This is a genomic window from Levilactobacillus angrenensis, from assembly GCF_003946085.1.
Taxonomy (GTDB): domain Bacteria; phylum Bacillota; class Bacilli; order Lactobacillales; family Lactobacillaceae; genus Levilactobacillus; species Levilactobacillus angrenensis.
This window is the reverse complement of sequence record NZ_RHOB01000012.1, coordinates 13,059-31,121: the sequence shown is the minus strand read 5'-3', so window position 1 is coordinate 31,121 and position 18,063 is coordinate 13,059. Positions and strand designations below refer to the sequence as shown.

The window sequence follows — 18,063 nt, the reverse complement described above, 5'->3', positions numbered from 1 at the left end:
GTTACATGAATGGTGAACAGCGTCAAACATTTTGACTCATCCCTCAGCATATTAAGCGCTTTCTGTTAAGTAAAAGAATATAATAGAGCTAAGGTAATTAAGCCTAAAACATTTTTATTAAGGAGTGAGTAACGTGGGTCAACAATTAGCAGGAAAAGTGGCCATCATCACGGGTGCCGGCTCCGGCATGGGCAAGTCCATGGCGGAATTATTTGCCAAGGAAGGCGCCAAAATCGTGGCCGCCGATATCAATGAAGATCGTTTAAATGAAGTGGTTAAAGACATCAAAGACGCCGGCAATCAAGCCGTCGCCGCAGTCACGAACGTTACCAAAGAGGCCGATGTGGTCGCCATGGTCCAAGCGGCCGTTGACAACTTTGGTCAGTTGGATATCTTAGTCAACAACGCCGGCATCATGGATAACATGGCGCCCGTGGGTACGCTGACCAACGAGTTGTGGGACCGCGTTATGACGGTCAACACGACCAGCGTCATGCTGGCAACGCGGGAGGCTTTGAAGCTCTTCACCAAGCAAAAATCCGGGGTCATCTTAAATATCGCCTCCGTTGGCGGTATCGGTGGCGGCCGCGCCGGTGCGGCTTACACGGCTTCTAAGCACGCGGTGGTCGGTTTGACCAAGAATACGGCTTACATGTACGAGAACATGGGCATCCGAACCAACGCCATCGCCCCCGGTGGTATCAAGACCAACATCGCCGAATCCATGAAGGGCGTCGACAAGGAAGGCATGGAACGCCAAAGCGTGGGCATGCCACTGTCACCAGAACCAGGAACTGGCGACGAAATCGCCCAAACGGCCCTGTTCCTCTGCTCAGACGCAGCCAGTTACGTGAACGGAACGGTCGTGCCAGTTGATGGCGGGTGGACTAGTTATTAAGATAAGAGTGCGGAGCGAACCGCTTAGACTCTGAGCATTAGAGGAATAAGGTGTTCCCATTCGGCAAAGCCGAATGGGGGCACCTTATTTTTCTAAGCGCAGGAGTCTGGTTCGCGGAACACGTTTCGGAGGCCGCCAGAATCGGGATAAAGTGGCGAAGATGGCTTGAACGAACCGAACCAATCCAGCCACTTCGAAAGGGTCTGGGAAAAAATATCCCAGGCCCCCATGCATCAACTTTAAATGACCGAAACGTGCACCCAAAGGCAGCCGACTCCGCCTCTCTTTCACTCTCACTACCGTACGCCCAGGTCGACCCCACCATCCACGTGGAGCACCTGACCCGTGACGAAATCATTTTGCATCAAATACAGATACGCCGAGGCCACTTCTGCCTTGGTCGCGACACGCTTTAGCGGTACGCCTTGCGCGAAGTCGTGCGCCTGCTGGTCGACCTGCTGGATGGTCAGCTTGCGCCAAAGTCCCGTCGGCGTCCAGGTTGGTGCGACCGCGTTGACTCGAAAATCTGGTGCCATTTCGACCGCCAGTCCGGCTACCATGGTATTGATGGCCTGGTTGCCGATGATGGCGCCCGAGGCATCGTCGGGGTGCCCACCAGCGCCAGAGGTAAAGATCAACGACCCGTGCGCATTTAAATGGCCGACCGCCGCTTTGGCCAGTTGTAAGTTGGCAAAGAATTTATCTTCGATTGCCTGCCGAATCGTGGCGACATCGTTATCCAAAAAGCCGCCGCCCATGGCTCCACCTAGAAATGACAAAACGTGGTCGAATTTAGGCTGGCAGGAAAAGAAGACGCCCAACTGATCCGGGTCCTGGGCATCCAAGGCCGTCCCAATCATGACCGGGGCTTTGGCCTGTAGCCGCTCGAGGGCCGCATCCACGTGCGCTTGACTGTGACCAATCACGTGGACCGTCGCCCCAGCCGCCAGCGCTTGTTCAGCCACCGTTTCGCCGAAGCCAGACGTCCCACCGACGATGAGTAGCCGTTGTTGTGCTAATTTCATATTCATCGAACCTCCGCTCTTTACTTGTCATGATACAACAAGATGACCAAATCCCCCAGCAAATTGACGATATGCGGCGTAACCGGTAAACTAATTAACAGAATTAGTCGATAAGGAGACGAGTGGGTAAATGATGTGGTTAGTCTTTCTAATAATTGGGTTTTTAGTTGGCCTGTTGGTCATTTCGACCGGTGGTGGTGGCGCGGCCATTTACCTAGGCCTACTGACCAGCGTCTTCGGGTTGGCCCCCGCCGTAGCGGCTTCCACGTCCCTGTTTACGGCATTTCCGTCCTTGGTGGTCGGCGCTTACGGCCACTACCGCACCGGTCAGATTCATTTTAAGGTCGGCAATCAAATGTTGATGACTGCCATCCCCGCCACCGTGGTGGGCGCACTCCTGGCCCCGTACATTCCTAACGACGTCTACACGTGGATCGTCGCCATCATCCTCACTGGTTTGGGCATTCAGGTGCTGGTCAAACGTTTCCTCATCCGTCAAACCAAAGCTCCGCGGCACCAAAGCACCCAAGCCGCAGTCTATGGCCTGCTGAGCGGTATCATGGTCGGCGTGGCCGGTCTAAGTGGCGGCGGGCCCATCATTGCGGGTTTGTTGGTGCTGGGACTGGACATGCTCCCGGCCGCGGCGACCTCCTCTTATGTGCTGGTCGGCACCTCACTAGTGGGGTTGCTCTTTCATTTGTCAGCGAACAACATCGACTGGCAAGTCGGCATTGGGTTGATGATTGGCGCCGTATTGGGCGCAGTATGTGCGCCACGCCTGTTGATGCACGTGGACCCCGCTAAGCTGAACTACTACGTTAAGCCGTTCATGGGCATCCTGCTGGTATTCATGGGTCTGCGCATGATCTTTTAACGACAAAGGTTGAAAGTAACATTAGCGCGGTAAGTTTCAGAACGACAGTGTTCTGTTCACTAAAATTAGTCAAACCAGGAGCCTGCGTCAGCCAGAAATTCCGCCTGCTATGGCGGACACCTCCAGCCTGTGAAACGGGCTTCTGGTTCGCTTTGAAGCCTGGCAAAACCCGCCAGTCTCCAAAGTCGCCGCACGCTGTAGGCTGAGAAAAAGCCTCAGCCAACACCGTCGTCACAGCTGGCTCCATCTCTGACTGCCTCCGGCGGGTTGGCGATTGTCAGCAGCATTGTGCTAGGAACCAGTTGCTAGATCAGCTGTTGCCTGGAGCTAAGTCGCCTTTTACTGGCAAGCACTTTTGTAGCCGAGAGTCCGCCAAATATGGGTTCAGCCGTGGGAGTTGCCTTAGCGGCGCGATTTATGCCGCTTAGACAACTGGCGTCTTTGAGACGTGACCTTCGGCTCAAAGCGAGGTCGAGACCGCCCTTTGGCTCGACCGGTCCGCCCACCGCGTTCCAACCCATAGTTGGCGGACGGTAGGCGGCCAGATTGAACTACAAAGTTGTAAACAACTAATTTTTACGTCATGAGCTGCGTGGTGACAATGTTTCTAGCTGATTTTCAAGTTTCAACCTTCAGTTAACGACAAAATGACCTTGATGAACCACATTTCTGTGGTCCACCAAGGTCATTTTTAAAAACTTTTTTTCACTTAAATTACTGCTAGACCAACGTTTCTCGCTAATCGTTTCATCTTTTTCCCAATTAGGGGGTTACAAATTACGATTGGATTTCGTTAGTACTAGTAGCGGGTTAATAGCGACGCTTCCGGTCAACGGCAACACCGGTAGCCAGTAAGGTGCCGGCCAATACGAAGCCGACTGCGCTCAACCAGCTGTCATTGGCTTCACCAGTTTGTGGCAAGCCATCGCTTAATCCCAAGGCACGCAAGATGTTACTCCGCACGGATTCGAGTTGGGCAACTAATTGGGTGTCACCCTTGGCCCGAGCGGCCGCGATAGCAGCGTCCACCTTGTTCAACAAGGCTTCTTCGCCAGCAACGTTGCCTTCTTCTTCAAAGTCGATCAGGTCGTCTTCAAAGTCTTCGGCTTCAGCTTCCGAGTATTCTGGGTGTTCGTGTTCGTAGCTCAGATCCTCGTCGCCACCATTTTCGTCTTCAGGTTCTTCGGTGTCGGGGTCAACGACATTTGGTTCCTCGGTCCCCGGCGTTTCTGTGTCAGGATTTTCAGTATCGGGTTCTTCCGTGTTGGGAATGCCAGGTACTTCGATGCCCGGGTGAACCGGGATTTCAAAGTCATTTTCGTCCCCTTCATCGACGTCTTCTTCATCGCCCTTGTTATCTTGCAGGTCCCAACGGTGGGTTTCCGCGTTGACGATGACCTTGTCAGCAATGATGTTACCGTCGATGTTGGAGTCGGCAATCACCTCAGCGGATGGTGCTAAGATACTGCCCTGGAAGGCCTTCTTAAAGTCCAGTGTCCCAGTGTATTGCTTGTCGCTGGCACCACTGTTATAGAAGTTCCACAGCAAATGGTTGTCCCCAAAGTCTTCGGTTTCATGGTTGTTCCGTTCGGTCCCATCACTGTAGAAGACCTTGATCTGGGAGTTCACGTCGTAATTATCATTGCCACCGGTGTCCACGTTGATGATGACCGTGGTCCCGTCAGCGTCTGGTGACAGGCCGTAGATGGTCAGTGGCGTATCGCTATTCAAGACATCTGGCGTCAAATTGATGACGATTTGGTTGTCCTTGTTTGGCGTCATGTTCGTGATGTCGATGACCCGGTTGTTTTGATCGTCGAAATCACTGTTACTGTACGTGGCATTGCTGGACTGGTTGGCCAATGCTTCATTCAAGGCCTTCAGTTTGGCAAATTCAGCGTCGAAGTCGATGTAAGTTTGGCCATTTTGGTCTTGGTAAACTTCACTGGCCAACAAGTGGTCGATGTATTCACCGTTGATCATCGGTCGGTTAGGATTGCTGATGTCAATGGTGATGTTCTCACCAAAGATAACCTTGTTCGACCGCGTATCCCCACCGGAAACGAAGGAACTGTTGGCAATGTTGGTGATATTTTGAATATAAGAAATATCCTTGTCCAGCAGTTCTTCAATGATGTTGGTCCCAAAGTTGACGTTCCCAATCAAATTTTGCACGGCAACGTTCCCGTTGGTGTGGGCGTTCAATTCTGCTTCCCGCGCAAAAATGTGGAAGACGGACGAAACGCCTAAGATGTTGTCCAAATCAGGGAAATCATCGTAGACACTACCGCCGGCTTGAATCCCCGTGTCGGCATATGGCGTAACGGCCGCGGCCGTGGCGTTGGTGCCGGCGAGCTTATGTAGTAAGTTGCTGATGGATTGAACTTTCTTTGAACTGGCAGCGGCCTTAGCGACGGCGCTCAAGCTTGTGTGCACATAACGCTTTGGTGCAGTTGCTTCACTCACCGTGGACTTGATGGACCGTTTCAGACTAGCGTTGACCTTAACGTGCTTAGCGGCTGACTTTTTCGTGACTGGTACCGCGGCTTTGAGGCTAGTCGTCTTCTTCGCCTGACTCGACTGAACAGTAGATTCACTTGTGCTCGTTGCATCTGATTGCGCGTTTTCGCTAGATTCACTGGATTGGCTTGATGATTCACTACTTTCACCAGTGCTCTCAGATGAAGACGAGGCAGATTCGGTCGAAGACGAGCTGCTCGTAGCGCTTTCACTCGATGGATTTGTCTCACTGACTTGCGAACTACTCTCAGACTCAGTCCCTGCAGCATCGGCGTTAGCGGTCACTGTGGTCCCGGCGCCCAACGTGACTAACAACACAGCGCAAGCGAAGACCCAGCGGCGGCCACTCTTGTACATTTTAAAGTGCGTCCGTTTCGTTTCCATATTGATTAAATCCCTACCTTTCCAATAAGACTCCACCCTTATTTTCGTCCTCCCGACGGCAACAATCAACATAATTCGAAAATTATTTTTAACAAAAATTGCTTAGTCGTCTTGTAGTTTACCACATTCATGAAATTGGGTAGAAATTGGCCAAAAAAAGAGTGACTCTGACGATCAATTTCGTCAGGTCACCCTTTTAAAAATTAGTTGTTCGCTTAATTATGACGAACCTTAACGCCCATGCCCAACGTCGCTAAAGCAACCGCTACGCCGGCAGCAATCAGTTCTGCACTATTCTGCTCGTTAGTTTGTGGTAACGTCGTTTGCGTCGCGGTCTGCTTGGTAGCAAGTGGTTGGCTGGCAGTAGCCCGTTGGTGAGCCACCGGCGCCTTGGTGCCCCGAACGATCCGCGAACTGTTCTTTGCCACTAAGGTAACTGGCTGACTATTCCGCTTGGTCGTGCCCTTCACTACCTGGTCGGCTTGACCAGCTGACTTGGTCGCAACTTTGGTGGCTGGTGTCGTGGTATCAATGGTGGCACTATCCCCGCCAGTTAACGGAGTGGCCGTCGTCGAGTCATCCGTGGTCGGCGCAACGATTTCGTCCGCGTCGCCACCAGTGACCGGTGTATCTGGTGTGGTAGTTGTGGTGTCCGGCGTGGTCGTGCCGCCAGGGGTGTTGGTATTGGCGTCAGGATCTTTAGTGTCTGGGTCTGGCTTCACTGGATCCTTACCGTTCTTGACAGTAAACGTCAAATCAACATTGTACTGATGCGTCTTTTGGTTCCACACCTCAATGGTATAAGTACCATCAGGTGTATCTGCATCTGCTACTAAGAGAAATCCTAATGCATTATCTGGATCCGGTGCCACCGTAAAATACGAGACACCAGGGGTTCCTAAATTATATGCCACCATTGGATCGGTCAAATCTATTTGTCCATCGCTTCCTTGCACACCTTGAAGGACATCGGTGATTGGATCAAAAGACCGAACTGTGGGTGTGAGAACGTATTCTTTTCCAGTAACCTTTTGCGAAATGAGGTTGTTCATTCCGGGATTCTGTAATCCATTAGTTAATGCGTTATTGAGGATTTCCATGTATCCGGTGTAATTACTCATATCTGGTAATGCCGACAATCTGTTGTTAGACGCAACAAAGTAACTAAGTGACGGCAGTGTCGCTAAACTAGGTACTGCACCAGTAAGTTCATTATCATTTACCATCAAATCCGTTAATCGAGGCAAAGTTCCAAGATTAGATAAATCCCCCGTTAACATATTACCGGATAAGTCTAAGGACTGTAAGCTAGTAAATTTTGCCAAATTAGGCAGTTGGCCAGTCAAGCCACAATTTTTAAGGGTAATATTTTGTAAAGCAGTATTAGTTGTGAGTCCTTGGAACAGCGTAGCAACATCCATCCCTGTAGATGTTCCCGAACCCGAAATGTATAAGCTAGTTAAACCAGGTGCAAATGAAAAATCGACTACCTTGTCTGCCGGAATACCCTTGTAGTAGCTGAACCTAGCAAGTTTGGTAAAGTATTGTAACCCTTCAAAGCTCTGAATACTACCTGCATAACTGGGTGTTGGATTACCAATTGTTGCTCCATAGCCATCTGCTAAAGCTGTAACCTTTCCCACGTACTGTGACAAATTTGCATCATTTATCGTAATGTGCCAGTTACTGCTCAAGTATCCTTCAATCCAAGCCCGCAGATTGGCATCGGGCATCCAAACGGAAGCATCCACACCAGCAATGCTACTAGTAGCGGATTTCAACAGACTACTGCGGGAGAATTTGGCTGCACCGAGAGTCGATGGCATCTCCTGCAAGTCGTGAACATTCACCTGATTGGTCGTCGTTGAAACTGGCTTAGTTGCATCATCTTTTACGACATCGTCACTCGCTTCGACATTGTTTTCTTCAGGTGCCTTGATGTCATCGCTAGTCTTCTCTTCTGATTGTTGAGATTCTTCGCCAGCTGGCTTTGACGAATCGGCTGTGTTCCCCTTATCAGTATTGACCTTATCATCGTTAACATTCGCATTAGGATCCGTTGCTGGTGCCGGCGTGTCATCCTTCACTTCGTCACTATCAGTTGGCCCACCATCAACATCGGTTGGTTCATCATTAATTTCAGAATCTGCCTTGGTGTCAGGCACATCAGAATTTGAGGATTGTGATCCGGACTGCAACACGTGTTCCTGACTTGACGTACTGCTACTTGCCGGTTGAATCGCACTGGGCGTCCCATCATTGTTTGACGTTGTATCAGCTTGGACCGTAGTTTCCGCACCAACCATGCCTAACCCTAAACTCATCACCGTGATGCATGCGAAAAGCCAGCGTTTGCCTGCCTTGTAGCTTTTGTAGTGTTCTTTCATTGTTCCCAATTCATTCCGCATGATAACTTCCCCCTAATGAAGTTCTGTGATGCAATCGCCCTAGTCATTTATTTTTGCGTTACACATTTATCAATGTGAGTAATCTTTTTTACATCTATATTGTATCCCCTTTCGCAAGAAAAGCAAGCTTAATTGTCAGGTGATAAAACTAATTGGTGTAAACACTTGCTTTCTTAAAAAATATTTCTTTTGGAGACTGCTTGTTAGTGTTTCATCAAAGGTTTTACTTGCTAGCCACTAGCTGTATTTCAATGCTATTGGTCGCCAATTTTAGCGCATCTTAGCGGTAGTGTCCGATTCTGATTTTTAAGAATACTTGCTGCTATTTCATAAATCCTATGTTCGTTATTTCAATTTACTTAAACAGTTTTTGTCGAAAAAAGAGCACCCCAGCAATCCTGGCGTGCTCAATATCCGTTATTCTCGTTTGCGACGATGCCAAATGACACCGACGATGCCGACAAGGAGTCCCCAGCCACCCAGCCACGCTAACTGACCTTGGCGCTGATTAGTCTGCGGTAGTATCGGCTGTTCGGGCGCTGACCCGTTGGAATCTGTCTGCTGCTGAGACACTGGTAAGGCAACGGCCACGGCGTCACTGACGCCACCGTGATCCACTGGCGTTACAGGAGCCACGGCACTAGCCGCCCCCGCCTGATGCACGACTGGCTCAGGGGTAACGGCCGGCTTGGGTGTCTCCGGTCGCACCATCTCGGTGGGAGCCGTCACGGGTGGCACAGGTGCTGGGGCTGGCTTCTCTGATGACGCCGGTGGGGTAACCACTGGCGTTGATGGTACTGGCGTCGGTACCGGTGGCGTCACTCCAGAAACGGGTGGTTGCGTGCCTCCCGGCTTAACTTGATCCTGCTGATAAATGTACGTAATCTCAATTGGTCCTTCGGTGTACTTGCCTTTGGCGTTGTCAGGTAATGGCTCCTGTAACGTGTAGCCCTCAATATTCACTGCCAAATCTTTGGCATCGTAATCATCGTCCACAAACCCCTGAGCAAGTTTTTTGTCAGGTGCTATGGTCTTTCCGGATTGGTCTTGATAATGAACAGTGACGGTGCCGGCTGCCTGACCGATGGTGTAGGGTTGGATGACGTACCAATAAGCCGAACAGTCAAATTTTTCCGGTTCTAATTCACAGGCAGAATCTACCGGTTCCACGTCCTTTTTTAAAACATTAGCTTGAGATACTAAATAGTAATATTTATTATCTAGTGATTCTATCTGATGATTATCGAATGGATCAAGCTTTCCTGGTTGTTGATCTGGAATGTCCTTGAACCACATCCCTTTCTCCCCCTTAACCCAAGCAAAATTCTTCCTAAGTAAGGTATGGTAAACCAAATGATAATTAGTGTCTTCATCATTTATATCATATATGAAGTCTTGCCATAAGTCTCCCAAAAATCCCGATAACCCCGGTGTATTTCCATTTGGCAATCTAAACGGTGACAGCAGGTGATGACTCCGAGTCTTAACATCCACTTTCACTGAAGGCAAAACTACATATTGCTCCTCTAAATATAACTTCATGTTACTGTTAAGCCCACTTATCACTCGAAAGTCCGCTATATGGTTATACGCTAAATGGAGTGTACCCAAATTTTTCAAATTCCGTAATGGTGAAATGTCCTCAATACGATTGAAACTCAAGAGTGCCGAATTCAAATTAGGCATATAAGCTAGCTGTGAGATGTCGACCACATCACCCTGTAAATGATAAGGAAATTCTCTTCCTCCTCCACCTAATGCAATGTTAGTCATGTTTGCGGCATATTCTAGCCCCTTAAGTGAAAATTCAGTTTTCCCACTAGTTTTCTCACTAATATAAGTGCTTATTCCATCCGAATTGGAATCCCCGATTATACTCACATTAAGCAGTAAGCTCATGTCCTGTTGCGTAATATCATCAACTGTTTTCCAATTTCTATTATCTGGATGAAACTTTACTTGATTAGGATCACCCCTTTTGAGCGTCCATAAAATTACTTTTTGCAAGATTGGATTCGGCATCCACTCATCAATCGTTCGATCATCGTAAGCCATAACTGGAGCTGACTGGTCAGGAGCAGGCTCAGTTGATACCGGAATATCCGTCGGCACAACAGCCGCAGTCGACTCATCCGTCGAAAGTTTCCCGGACTGCGTTGGCTCATCACCTACTTCTGGTGCTGACGTGACCTGGTCCGCCGCTCGCGCAATAGCTGGCTGGTCGACTGGGGTATTCGGCGTGAGTGCCGTCGTCACCAATTCTTGCGTAGTCTCAACCACATCACCATCGTCATCGGTTGTCGGCGTAGATTGGTCAGTAATTGGACCAATTTCAACCTGATCAGTCTCATCGTTCATTGATTGTGACTGACTGATTAGTGGTTCATCTCGCTGGTCAGCTGAAGCCGGCATCGCCGTTCCCAACTGCCAACCCACTCCCATCAGCATCATCGTTGAAACAATCACGCCCTTATCAGCGTTGTCCGTTAATAATCGTCTTCTTTCTCGTTGAAATTTACCCAATTACAGTTCCCTCACTTTCTCCTCATCACCAATTGATCATCACCCGCAGTCATCTAGACCACTGATGAGTTAATCACTAGTATACGACAGAATAAGTCAGAAAGCTACTATAACATTAATTATTTACCGTGGTAACAATATATTTATAATCCAACACAAAAAGGGACAGTGGCCACTTCGCCCCGTCCTCTCTCATGCCTATCAATTCAACCACTGGGACTTCTTAAACCAGCCGCCAATCGCCGTTATGACTAGCAAAATCACACCCCACCAAACCACATTTTGTCGCTCATTGGTTTGCGGCAAGACCGGTTGTGACGACGGTCGCTGTCGTGCAGTTACCGGCTGCTGCGGCAATGGCGAATCACGATTCAGCAAATCACCGATCCCCGCAGTATCAACTGCCGTTGTCGGCGTCACTGCACTGGCACTGGTGCCGGCAGGGTGTGCTGTAGCAGGAGCTGGTAACGCAACGGCTGGTGGCGTTTCCGGCGGTACAACTTCACTCGGTTCGGTCACAGTTGGCGGTGCCACAGTGCTCGGCGGCGTTACCTCTGGCAGTGTGGTCTCCGGTGGCGTGACTTCGGCTGGTGGGGTTACCCCAGGAACCGGCGGCCGTGTCGTATCCGGTTTCACTGGATTTTTCCGGTAAACATAGGTCACCGAGATGGGCTCGGCAGTATATTTCCCTGCCGCATTATCCGGTGGCGTCGTCAACGTGTATCCCTTAATGGCCACGACCAACTGACTGGTATCATAAGCGTCCCCGACATTTCCCTGCGGCAACGTTCGGTCTGGCGCCAGCGTTTGGCCCGTCTGATCCTGATAATGGACCGTGATGGCCCCAGCTTTCTGGACAATGGTGTAGGGCTGAACCACGTACCATTCGATATCCCCGTCGGTCGTCTTAAACTCATCCGTATCCGGATAAGCCTCCCCCATCAGGTAATAATAATCCGGTAAGGCAATCTGGTGTCTGGTCTTATTATCCTCTAAGCCGCCATGATCACCTGGCAACTGATCAGGAATATTTTTAAAATACAGGGTACCCCAATCATCATCAGTCTCACCCATATCGATATCAGTACCTGGCATGGTGTGGTACTCAACGAAATTCCAGAGATGCCCCGTCTTAGTCAGTTGAAATGAAATATTTTGTCGCAGATAATTTACAGGCATCGTTCCCAATCCCGCCACTGCCCAGGGACCATTCGGCTGTATGTAAGGTGACGCCATTTGCGCCCTTCGCGTCTGGGCATCGACCTCAATCGCAGGCAACGTCACCATTTGTCTAGTCACTGTCAGTTGGCTAAATTCATGGTCCATCAATGGACTAAAGTCAGCGATACGATTAAACGTTAAATACAACCGGTCCAACTGCTGCAAATACCGCAAGGGCGAAATATCTGCGATTCGGTTGTTATCTAAGGCCGCAGATTCTAGCTTAGGCAGATAGGCCAGCGGCGAAATGTCGACCACGTCACCGTACACGTTGAATGGTTTACTTTGAATGTGTCCACCACCCAATGATAACGTCGTAAGGTTTACGGCATAAGCTAATCCCTTAAGCGAAAATTCAGTCTTTCCGTCAATATAACTACTGATGCCATGCGATTCAGCATTTCCCGTGACATACAAACTCTGTAACCGCCGCATATCCTGCTGGGTAATTTCCTGCTGAGTGGCCCAGGTCTTCCCATCCGCTTGGGGCGTGTCTTGTAGCGCCAATAAAACGGCGCGTTGTAAAATCTTATTAGGCATCCACTGGTCAATCGTTTCACTCGTGTACGCCTGTACCGGCGTTTCTGGCAATTCATCAGTGGCAATCGCTGGGACGGGGGCCACCGCAGTGGAGCTATTTACCCTATCTGCTGACTGCGTCGTCTCCTTATCAACTGTCACCGAGGTGCCCTGCTGAGGTTCAGTTTCTCTGTCCACTTGTGCCACCCGAGTCGGTTGCGTCGCCTGGGCCACCGTTCGGGTAATCGCCGCCTGATCAACAATCTCATCCGGTGTCAACGCCACGCTAGCTGGCTTTACTGGCGCCGCATTTGCACTAGCCGTTTTCAGTTGCGACGAACTCTCGCCCTTTCCGCTTGATGTTACCGGTTGCTGTGCGCTCATGCCAATCGACGGCTGATCTGCGGCGGCTGGCACCGTTGCCTGTAGCTGCCACCCCACCCCCATTAGCGTCACCGCTACTACAATCCCGTATTTATCAGTCTTATCCTTACTTTGACACCGCATCTTTCGTGGCTGAACCCGCATGATAAACTCCCCTCCAATTTCAAATCACTATGACTTCAGCGTTATTTATAACTAATCAGGTGATTAGTTAACTCTAAGTATACGACAAGATAAGACACAAAACTACTATAATATTAATTATTTATTAAGGTAATAATATATTTATAATTAAAAAAGGACAGAGCCCGCGCCCTGCCCTGTCACAGTATTCAGTTACTGTCTCTTACTTTATCCGCCGCCGTTTGCTTAACCAACCGCCAACCGCGGTCACTGCCAGCAGGGCCACGCCCCACCAAGCCGACGTCTGACGCTCATCGGTCTGTGGCAAGGTGGTCGTTGGGGCGTTGGTCGTCAACGGTGTCGTAGCGGGACTGGATGTTGTGCTCTGTCCCGTATTGATGGGCCGGCCACTCACGGTATCACCGGCGCCACCATCTGCTGTCGTTACTGAGCCGGTGGGACCATCCGTTGTCACGTCATCCCCGTCGTCAGTGATTTCATCCCCATCGCCGCCGTCAATGACCTGATCGCCGTCACCGCCATCTGTTTCATCGCCCGTCTTTTCATAGACGTAAACAATACTGCCATCGGTGCTCCCAAAGACGCCCGTAGCATTGGCCGGCGTGGTGACCAGTGTGTAACCGGCAATCGTCAACGGACTCGTCATGTACGCCGTGCCGGGTTGCCCGCTAATCGTTTGACTCGCCGCCAGGTTGGTACCGTCCGCCAACTGATAGTAAATCGTCAGGGTCACGTCTTCATCCGGCGTCACCACGGGTGGCGGCGTGACAGTCCCGCCATCATCCTTTTCATACACGTAAATCACCGTGATGGGATCCGTGCCATATTTCCCGGTGGCGTTGGCCGGCGTGGTTTTTAGCTTGTACCCCTTGATGGTTGCCGGCGTCGTTTGATAGTCCTCGCCAATCATGCCCGCCGGCAGGACCACATCGTCGGCTAGCGTCTGGCCATTTTCATCCTGGTGTTTGACCGTGACTGCCGCAGCCTCTTCCGTGATGTCATACCCCTGCATGGCCACGAACAAATAGCTGCCATACGAGTCGTTGCCCTCGGCCTTTCCGGTCATAAAATAATTATTTTCCTGCACATCGACCGTCACCCCAGGATATTCGGTAATTCCCGGAATCTGGTCCTTAAGTTCCGTATAGTTCAGTCCACCTTGCCCATCACTCACCCCGGTACCGCCAGTGAAGTAGAAACGGTAAGTGAAGCCACTACTGTTGTAAAAGACGGGATTGGCAACCCGTACTGCCGCCGGTTCCAGCTGAATCACGTTACCGTCGATCGTGATAAATTGAACCTTCAGTTGGGCGGCACGTTTGCTAGCACTCACCTTGACTGGATCTAAGACGACTGCCTGGGACCCCGCATGAAATTTTTGATAACTATTTCCTTTCAGCACGGAGAAATCTTGAATCCGGTTATATGACAAATATAGCGTCTGGAGATTCTTCAAGCCAGCTAGCGGCGCCACATTCGTAATACGGTTGTGTTGCAAATCCAAGGTCGTCAGCTTTTCCAAACCGGCCAGCGGTGTTACGTCGGCAATATCCCCGTAGTAAGCCCCCGGTTCACCGTCCAAGTTGCCGCCAGCATAAAAGCTGGTCAGGTTCGTGGCAAATTCCAGCCCGTCCAGCTTAAAGTCCGTCTTGCCATCAATGTAGGTCCCCGCGCCGGTTTGTATCGAGAGCGACTTCAGCAGGGCCATGTCAGCTTGCGTGATGTCGGCGGCGCTCGCCCAGCTTTGACTAGGGTTCTGAGTCCGCAAGGCCTTCAACACTGCCTGTTGGAGCACGGTGTTTGGCATCCACTCATCAATCGTGGCCGCCTTCTGCTGATGAGCCAACTTCACGGTCGCTGGTTTAGCCACTTCGGCCTTCACCAGTTTCACGGCCTTGAGCTGCGGGGCGGCCCCCGTCACGGTCTTGGTAGCGGTCGCTGGTTGCGCTGCTGGCGCGCTAATCGCCACCGGCTTCGTGTCGGCGGGCGTCGTCGTTGTTGGCTCAGCGTCGGTTACCGCTGATGTGTCTGTAGTCGTCTTGTCCGTTGCCACCGGGTCTATCGCCTCGTCTGCCGCTGGTGCTGGAGTAGCCACATCCGATATTACATTATTTGTGTCAGCGCTTTCATTTTCATCAACCATCGTGGTCGCATCCGCATTCGCCACTGCCGGGTCCTCATCTGCCGACTGAGTCGCTGCCGGCGTTAACGTTACTGTCGAATCTTGCTGGCTAGCCGCCCCCGTCGCCGCTGTCGGCGCAACCGGTGTCGGCGATTCATCGGCTTGGGCCGTCACTTGGCCCACTCCGACGGCCAGCGTGGCCGTTACCAAACTGGCAAACACCCACGTCCGTCCTCGCTTCATCATTTCCATCTGTCGTTTTGACGCAACTGTCCTTAGCACAATAATCCTCCTCAATCTACTGACTGTTGTCAGTGCACCGTAGTGTTACGAAATTGGTTATTAGTGTGTTATTGGCAATCCCTAACTAAGTCCTATTATAACCGGTTATCACCCGAAAAGCCAGCATAGTTTAAAAGATTAACTGCATGTAATTAATTGCACAAAAATAGACTAGTCCATTTAGTGACTAGTCTATTTAAAGGTGATTAGTGTTGCTTTTTGCGGAACCCGACTAGGCCTAGGAGTGCGCCTAATACGACGAGTCCCCATAACGGTGAAGCCGACTCCTCATTGTTAGTCTGTGGTAAATCAGATTTAACTTTGGTTACACCCTTGGCAGATGCCTGTGGGCGGGTCAACTTAACCTGGTCAGCTTGCCCCTTCTGAGTGGCCGTCCGTACGGATTTACCAGTCGCTAATTTAGCTGCTTGACCGCCCTTCTGTGTTGTCGTGACAGCGGTTGGTGTCGTCTGACTTGGCTTACCAGTCTGTGGCTTATCCACCTGTGTCGTTGGTCGATCAGGCTCTGGTGCAATTTGGTCGCCATCCCCACCAGTCGTTGGTACAGCGTAAATATAAGTGACGTCAGCATTAGTGGTCCCCATCACTCCTGTCGCGTTAACGGGGGTCGTCACGAGTTGATAGCCAGCTGGAACCGTTGCGGCCGGTTGTGTTTGATAGCCGTCGCCCGCATGCCCAGTAATCACGACATCCGGAGAAACTGGCGTACCATCAGCCGTTTGATAATGCACAGTCACGGTTACTTCCGTGGTTGGTGTGACTGGTGGCGTAATCGGCGGTGTCACAGCATTCTTACTGTAAATAAATGTGATTTCAGTTGGTGAATCGGCATACACACCAGTGGCTTGACCATCCGTCCGTGAATACGTATACCCGGTAATCTCAGGATAGGTCACCACATAGTCTGAGCCCACTTGTCCAGTAATCATTTTATCTGCTAATAAAGATTGGCCCGCAGTATCTTGATAATGAATCGTCACGCTCGAAGTCGTTTCATCATAAACGTAAACGATATCAATTGCCTGATCACTATAAGTTCCCGTTGCGTTGGCCGGTGTCGTCTTTAACTGGTACCCCGTAATCGTCAGCGGCGAGGTCGTGTAATCATCACCAACCATCCCTTCTGGCAGAACCAAGTCATCAGCAATTTGTTGACCGGCCGCATCCTGATAATGTACCGTAATGGCCGCAGCCTTAGCCGCAATCGTGTAAGGCGTGTAGACTTCAAAAACATTAATTTGTCCCTTCACAGTGTAACCACGACTCATGTAGCGTTGATATGGTTGCTGATGATTCACCAACCCATCGTCATCATGGGTTCGTCCAGGCATTACCTGATCCGGTAAGTCCGTGTAGACTACATTGCCCTGACCATCCTCTGTCGCAGTCCCAGCAGGTAAAAATTCGTAAAATTCATTTCTAGTATAGCGTTCCCAGCCATAACCTTCTCCAGCCGTCAATGTATCTCCGTAATTCTGTGGTAATTTAACTGTGATTGGCGTAGTGTACGTCCGCGTCTGACCATCAACCACAACCGGGTCGTTAATAATCAGTTGGTTGTTAAACGTCAAAACTTGTGTATATTGAGCCGCATTGAGCGAAGAAAAATCTGAAATACAGTTGTAAGGCACCTGTAGACCAACCAAGTTCTTCAAGCCAGCAATTGGTGAAATATCCGTGACCCGATTACTAGACAACTGAAGATAAGTTAATTTGGTCAGCGCTCGTAATGGGCTGATGTCCGTGATATCGCCGTAATACCAGCCTTCCCCAATATTTAAATTATTAATAAGGTCCAAGGAAGTCAAGTTAGTAGCGTACTGCAAGCCCTCCAATGAAAATGACGTCTTACCATCAATGTGCGTAGAAATCCAGGTCTCGGCCGAGAAACGTCCATTGGTCGTCGACAGTGTGGTCAGCAACAACATATCATCTTTGGTAATCTCACTGGCACTGGCCCAAGTCCGGCCAAGATCACTGTTGTTCAGTGTCCACAACACCATGCTCTGTAACCGTTTATTCGGCATCCACTCATCAATCGACTGGTCCGCCGTGACTGCCACGGATTCATCCTCTGGTACCGCAACGACTGGTTGGGGCGTACTTGGCGCCTTAGCTAGCCGCAATTTAGGCGACCGCTGATTGGATACTGGCTGTTCTGACTGTGTACCAGGCTGAGCGCCAGCGTCTTCGGCACCATCATTCACAATGGCCTGATCCTTGTCATCTTGGACATCTGAACTATCTGCCGGTGCATTTTCAAGTTGCCCGTCAGACTGTGGTTCCTGACTGTCTGGCTCCTGTCCTTCGGGCGCCGGTGCTAGTGTTTCTGGCGTTTGCTCGTCAGTCGCTGGCCGCTCTGATTCTGGTTGTTCTGATTCTGGCCGTTCTGTAATTGGCGTCTCCGCATCCTTAACTTCCGGTGTGGGACTCGTTGGCTTGCTACTCTTCAAGGTCACTTGATTAGCCGGCTTTTGATCCTTGATTGTCTGTTGGCTAGAATCTGCCGCGGGATCAGCGACCGTATCCGCATGAACGACCTCAGTACCGCCAACCGTGACCAAACAGAAAGTTGTGAGAATCCCCGCAAAAACCCACGATTTTCCCTTCTTGTACATCTTATAATGTTCTGACGCATCGCACTGCTTAAACATCATCTTCACTCCCTAAGTATTGAACCCGCATGATTCTCTTATGATGGCTGCCGTAGATGTCTGTGATGTTGATTACTTGAGTTC

At 50.4% G+C, this 18,063-nt stretch carries 9 protein-coding genes; 2 read left to right on the top strand and 7 right to left on the bottom strand.

All coding sequences use genetic code 11. The features are described from left to right. The first annotated feature begins 133 nt into the window (after positions 1–133). Positions 134–898, top strand: coding sequence for a glucose 1-dehydrogenase (locus EKM83_RS08445; RefSeq protein WP_125576409.1), 765 nt, complete (start codon positions 134–136; stop codon positions 896–898). Positions 899–1,194: 296 nt separating this feature from the next. Here EKM83_RS08445 and EKM83_RS08440 read toward each other — a convergent pair whose 3' ends face one another. Further along, complete coding sequence (locus EKM83_RS08440; protein WP_125576407.1) at positions 1,195–1,929, bottom strand: SDR family oxidoreductase; 735 nt, start codon at positions 1,927–1,929, stop codon at positions 1,195–1,197. Between the two features lie 127 nt (positions 1,930–2,056). On the opposite strand from EKM83_RS08440, the gene EKM83_RS08435 reads away from it, so the two are divergent. After that, positions 2,057–2,797, top strand: a complete 741-nt coding sequence (locus EKM83_RS08435) for a sulfite exporter TauE/SafE family protein (protein ID WP_164505634.1) — start codon at positions 2,057–2,059, stop codon at positions 2,795–2,797. 810 nt (positions 2,798–3,607) lie between these two features. On the opposite strand, the gene EKM83_RS08430 is transcribed toward EKM83_RS08435, so the two are convergent. From EKM83_RS08430 to EKM83_RS08405, 6 genes are all read right to left on the bottom strand, one after another. Beyond that, the gene (locus EKM83_RS08430) at positions 3,608–5,701 is read right to left on the bottom strand and encodes a collagen-binding domain-containing protein (protein ID WP_125576403.1); all 2,094 of its coding nucleotides are present in this window, start codon (positions 5,699–5,701) and stop codon (positions 3,608–3,610) included. Positions 5,702–5,916: 215 nt separating this feature from the next. Continuing rightward, positions 5,917–8,109, bottom strand: a complete 2,193-nt coding sequence (locus EKM83_RS08425; RefSeq protein WP_125576401.1) for a KxYKxGKxW signal peptide domain-containing protein — start codon at positions 8,107–8,109, stop codon at positions 5,917–5,919. A 417-nt stretch (positions 8,110–8,526) separates the two neighbouring features. Next, a complete protein-coding gene (locus tag EKM83_RS08420) occupies positions 8,527–10,632 on the bottom strand; it encodes a MucBP domain-containing protein (protein WP_125576399.1) in 2,106 nt (701 codons plus the stop codon). 201 nt (positions 10,633–10,833) lie between these two features. Further along, entirely contained in the window at positions 10,834–12,900 is a 2,067-nt protein-coding gene (locus EKM83_RS08415) for a MucBP domain-containing protein (RefSeq protein WP_125576397.1), read from the bottom strand. 202 nt (positions 12,901–13,102) lie between these two features. Further along, complete coding sequence (locus EKM83_RS08410; RefSeq protein WP_125576396.1) at positions 13,103–15,304, bottom strand: MucBP domain-containing protein; 2,202 nt, start codon at positions 15,302–15,304, stop codon at positions 13,103–13,105. A 206-nt stretch (positions 15,305–15,510) separates the two neighbouring features. Next, entirely contained in the window at positions 15,511–17,979 is a 2,469-nt protein-coding gene (locus tag EKM83_RS08405; RefSeq protein ID WP_125576394.1) for a MucBP domain-containing protein, read from the bottom strand. Positions 17,980–18,063: the final 84 nt, after the last annotated feature.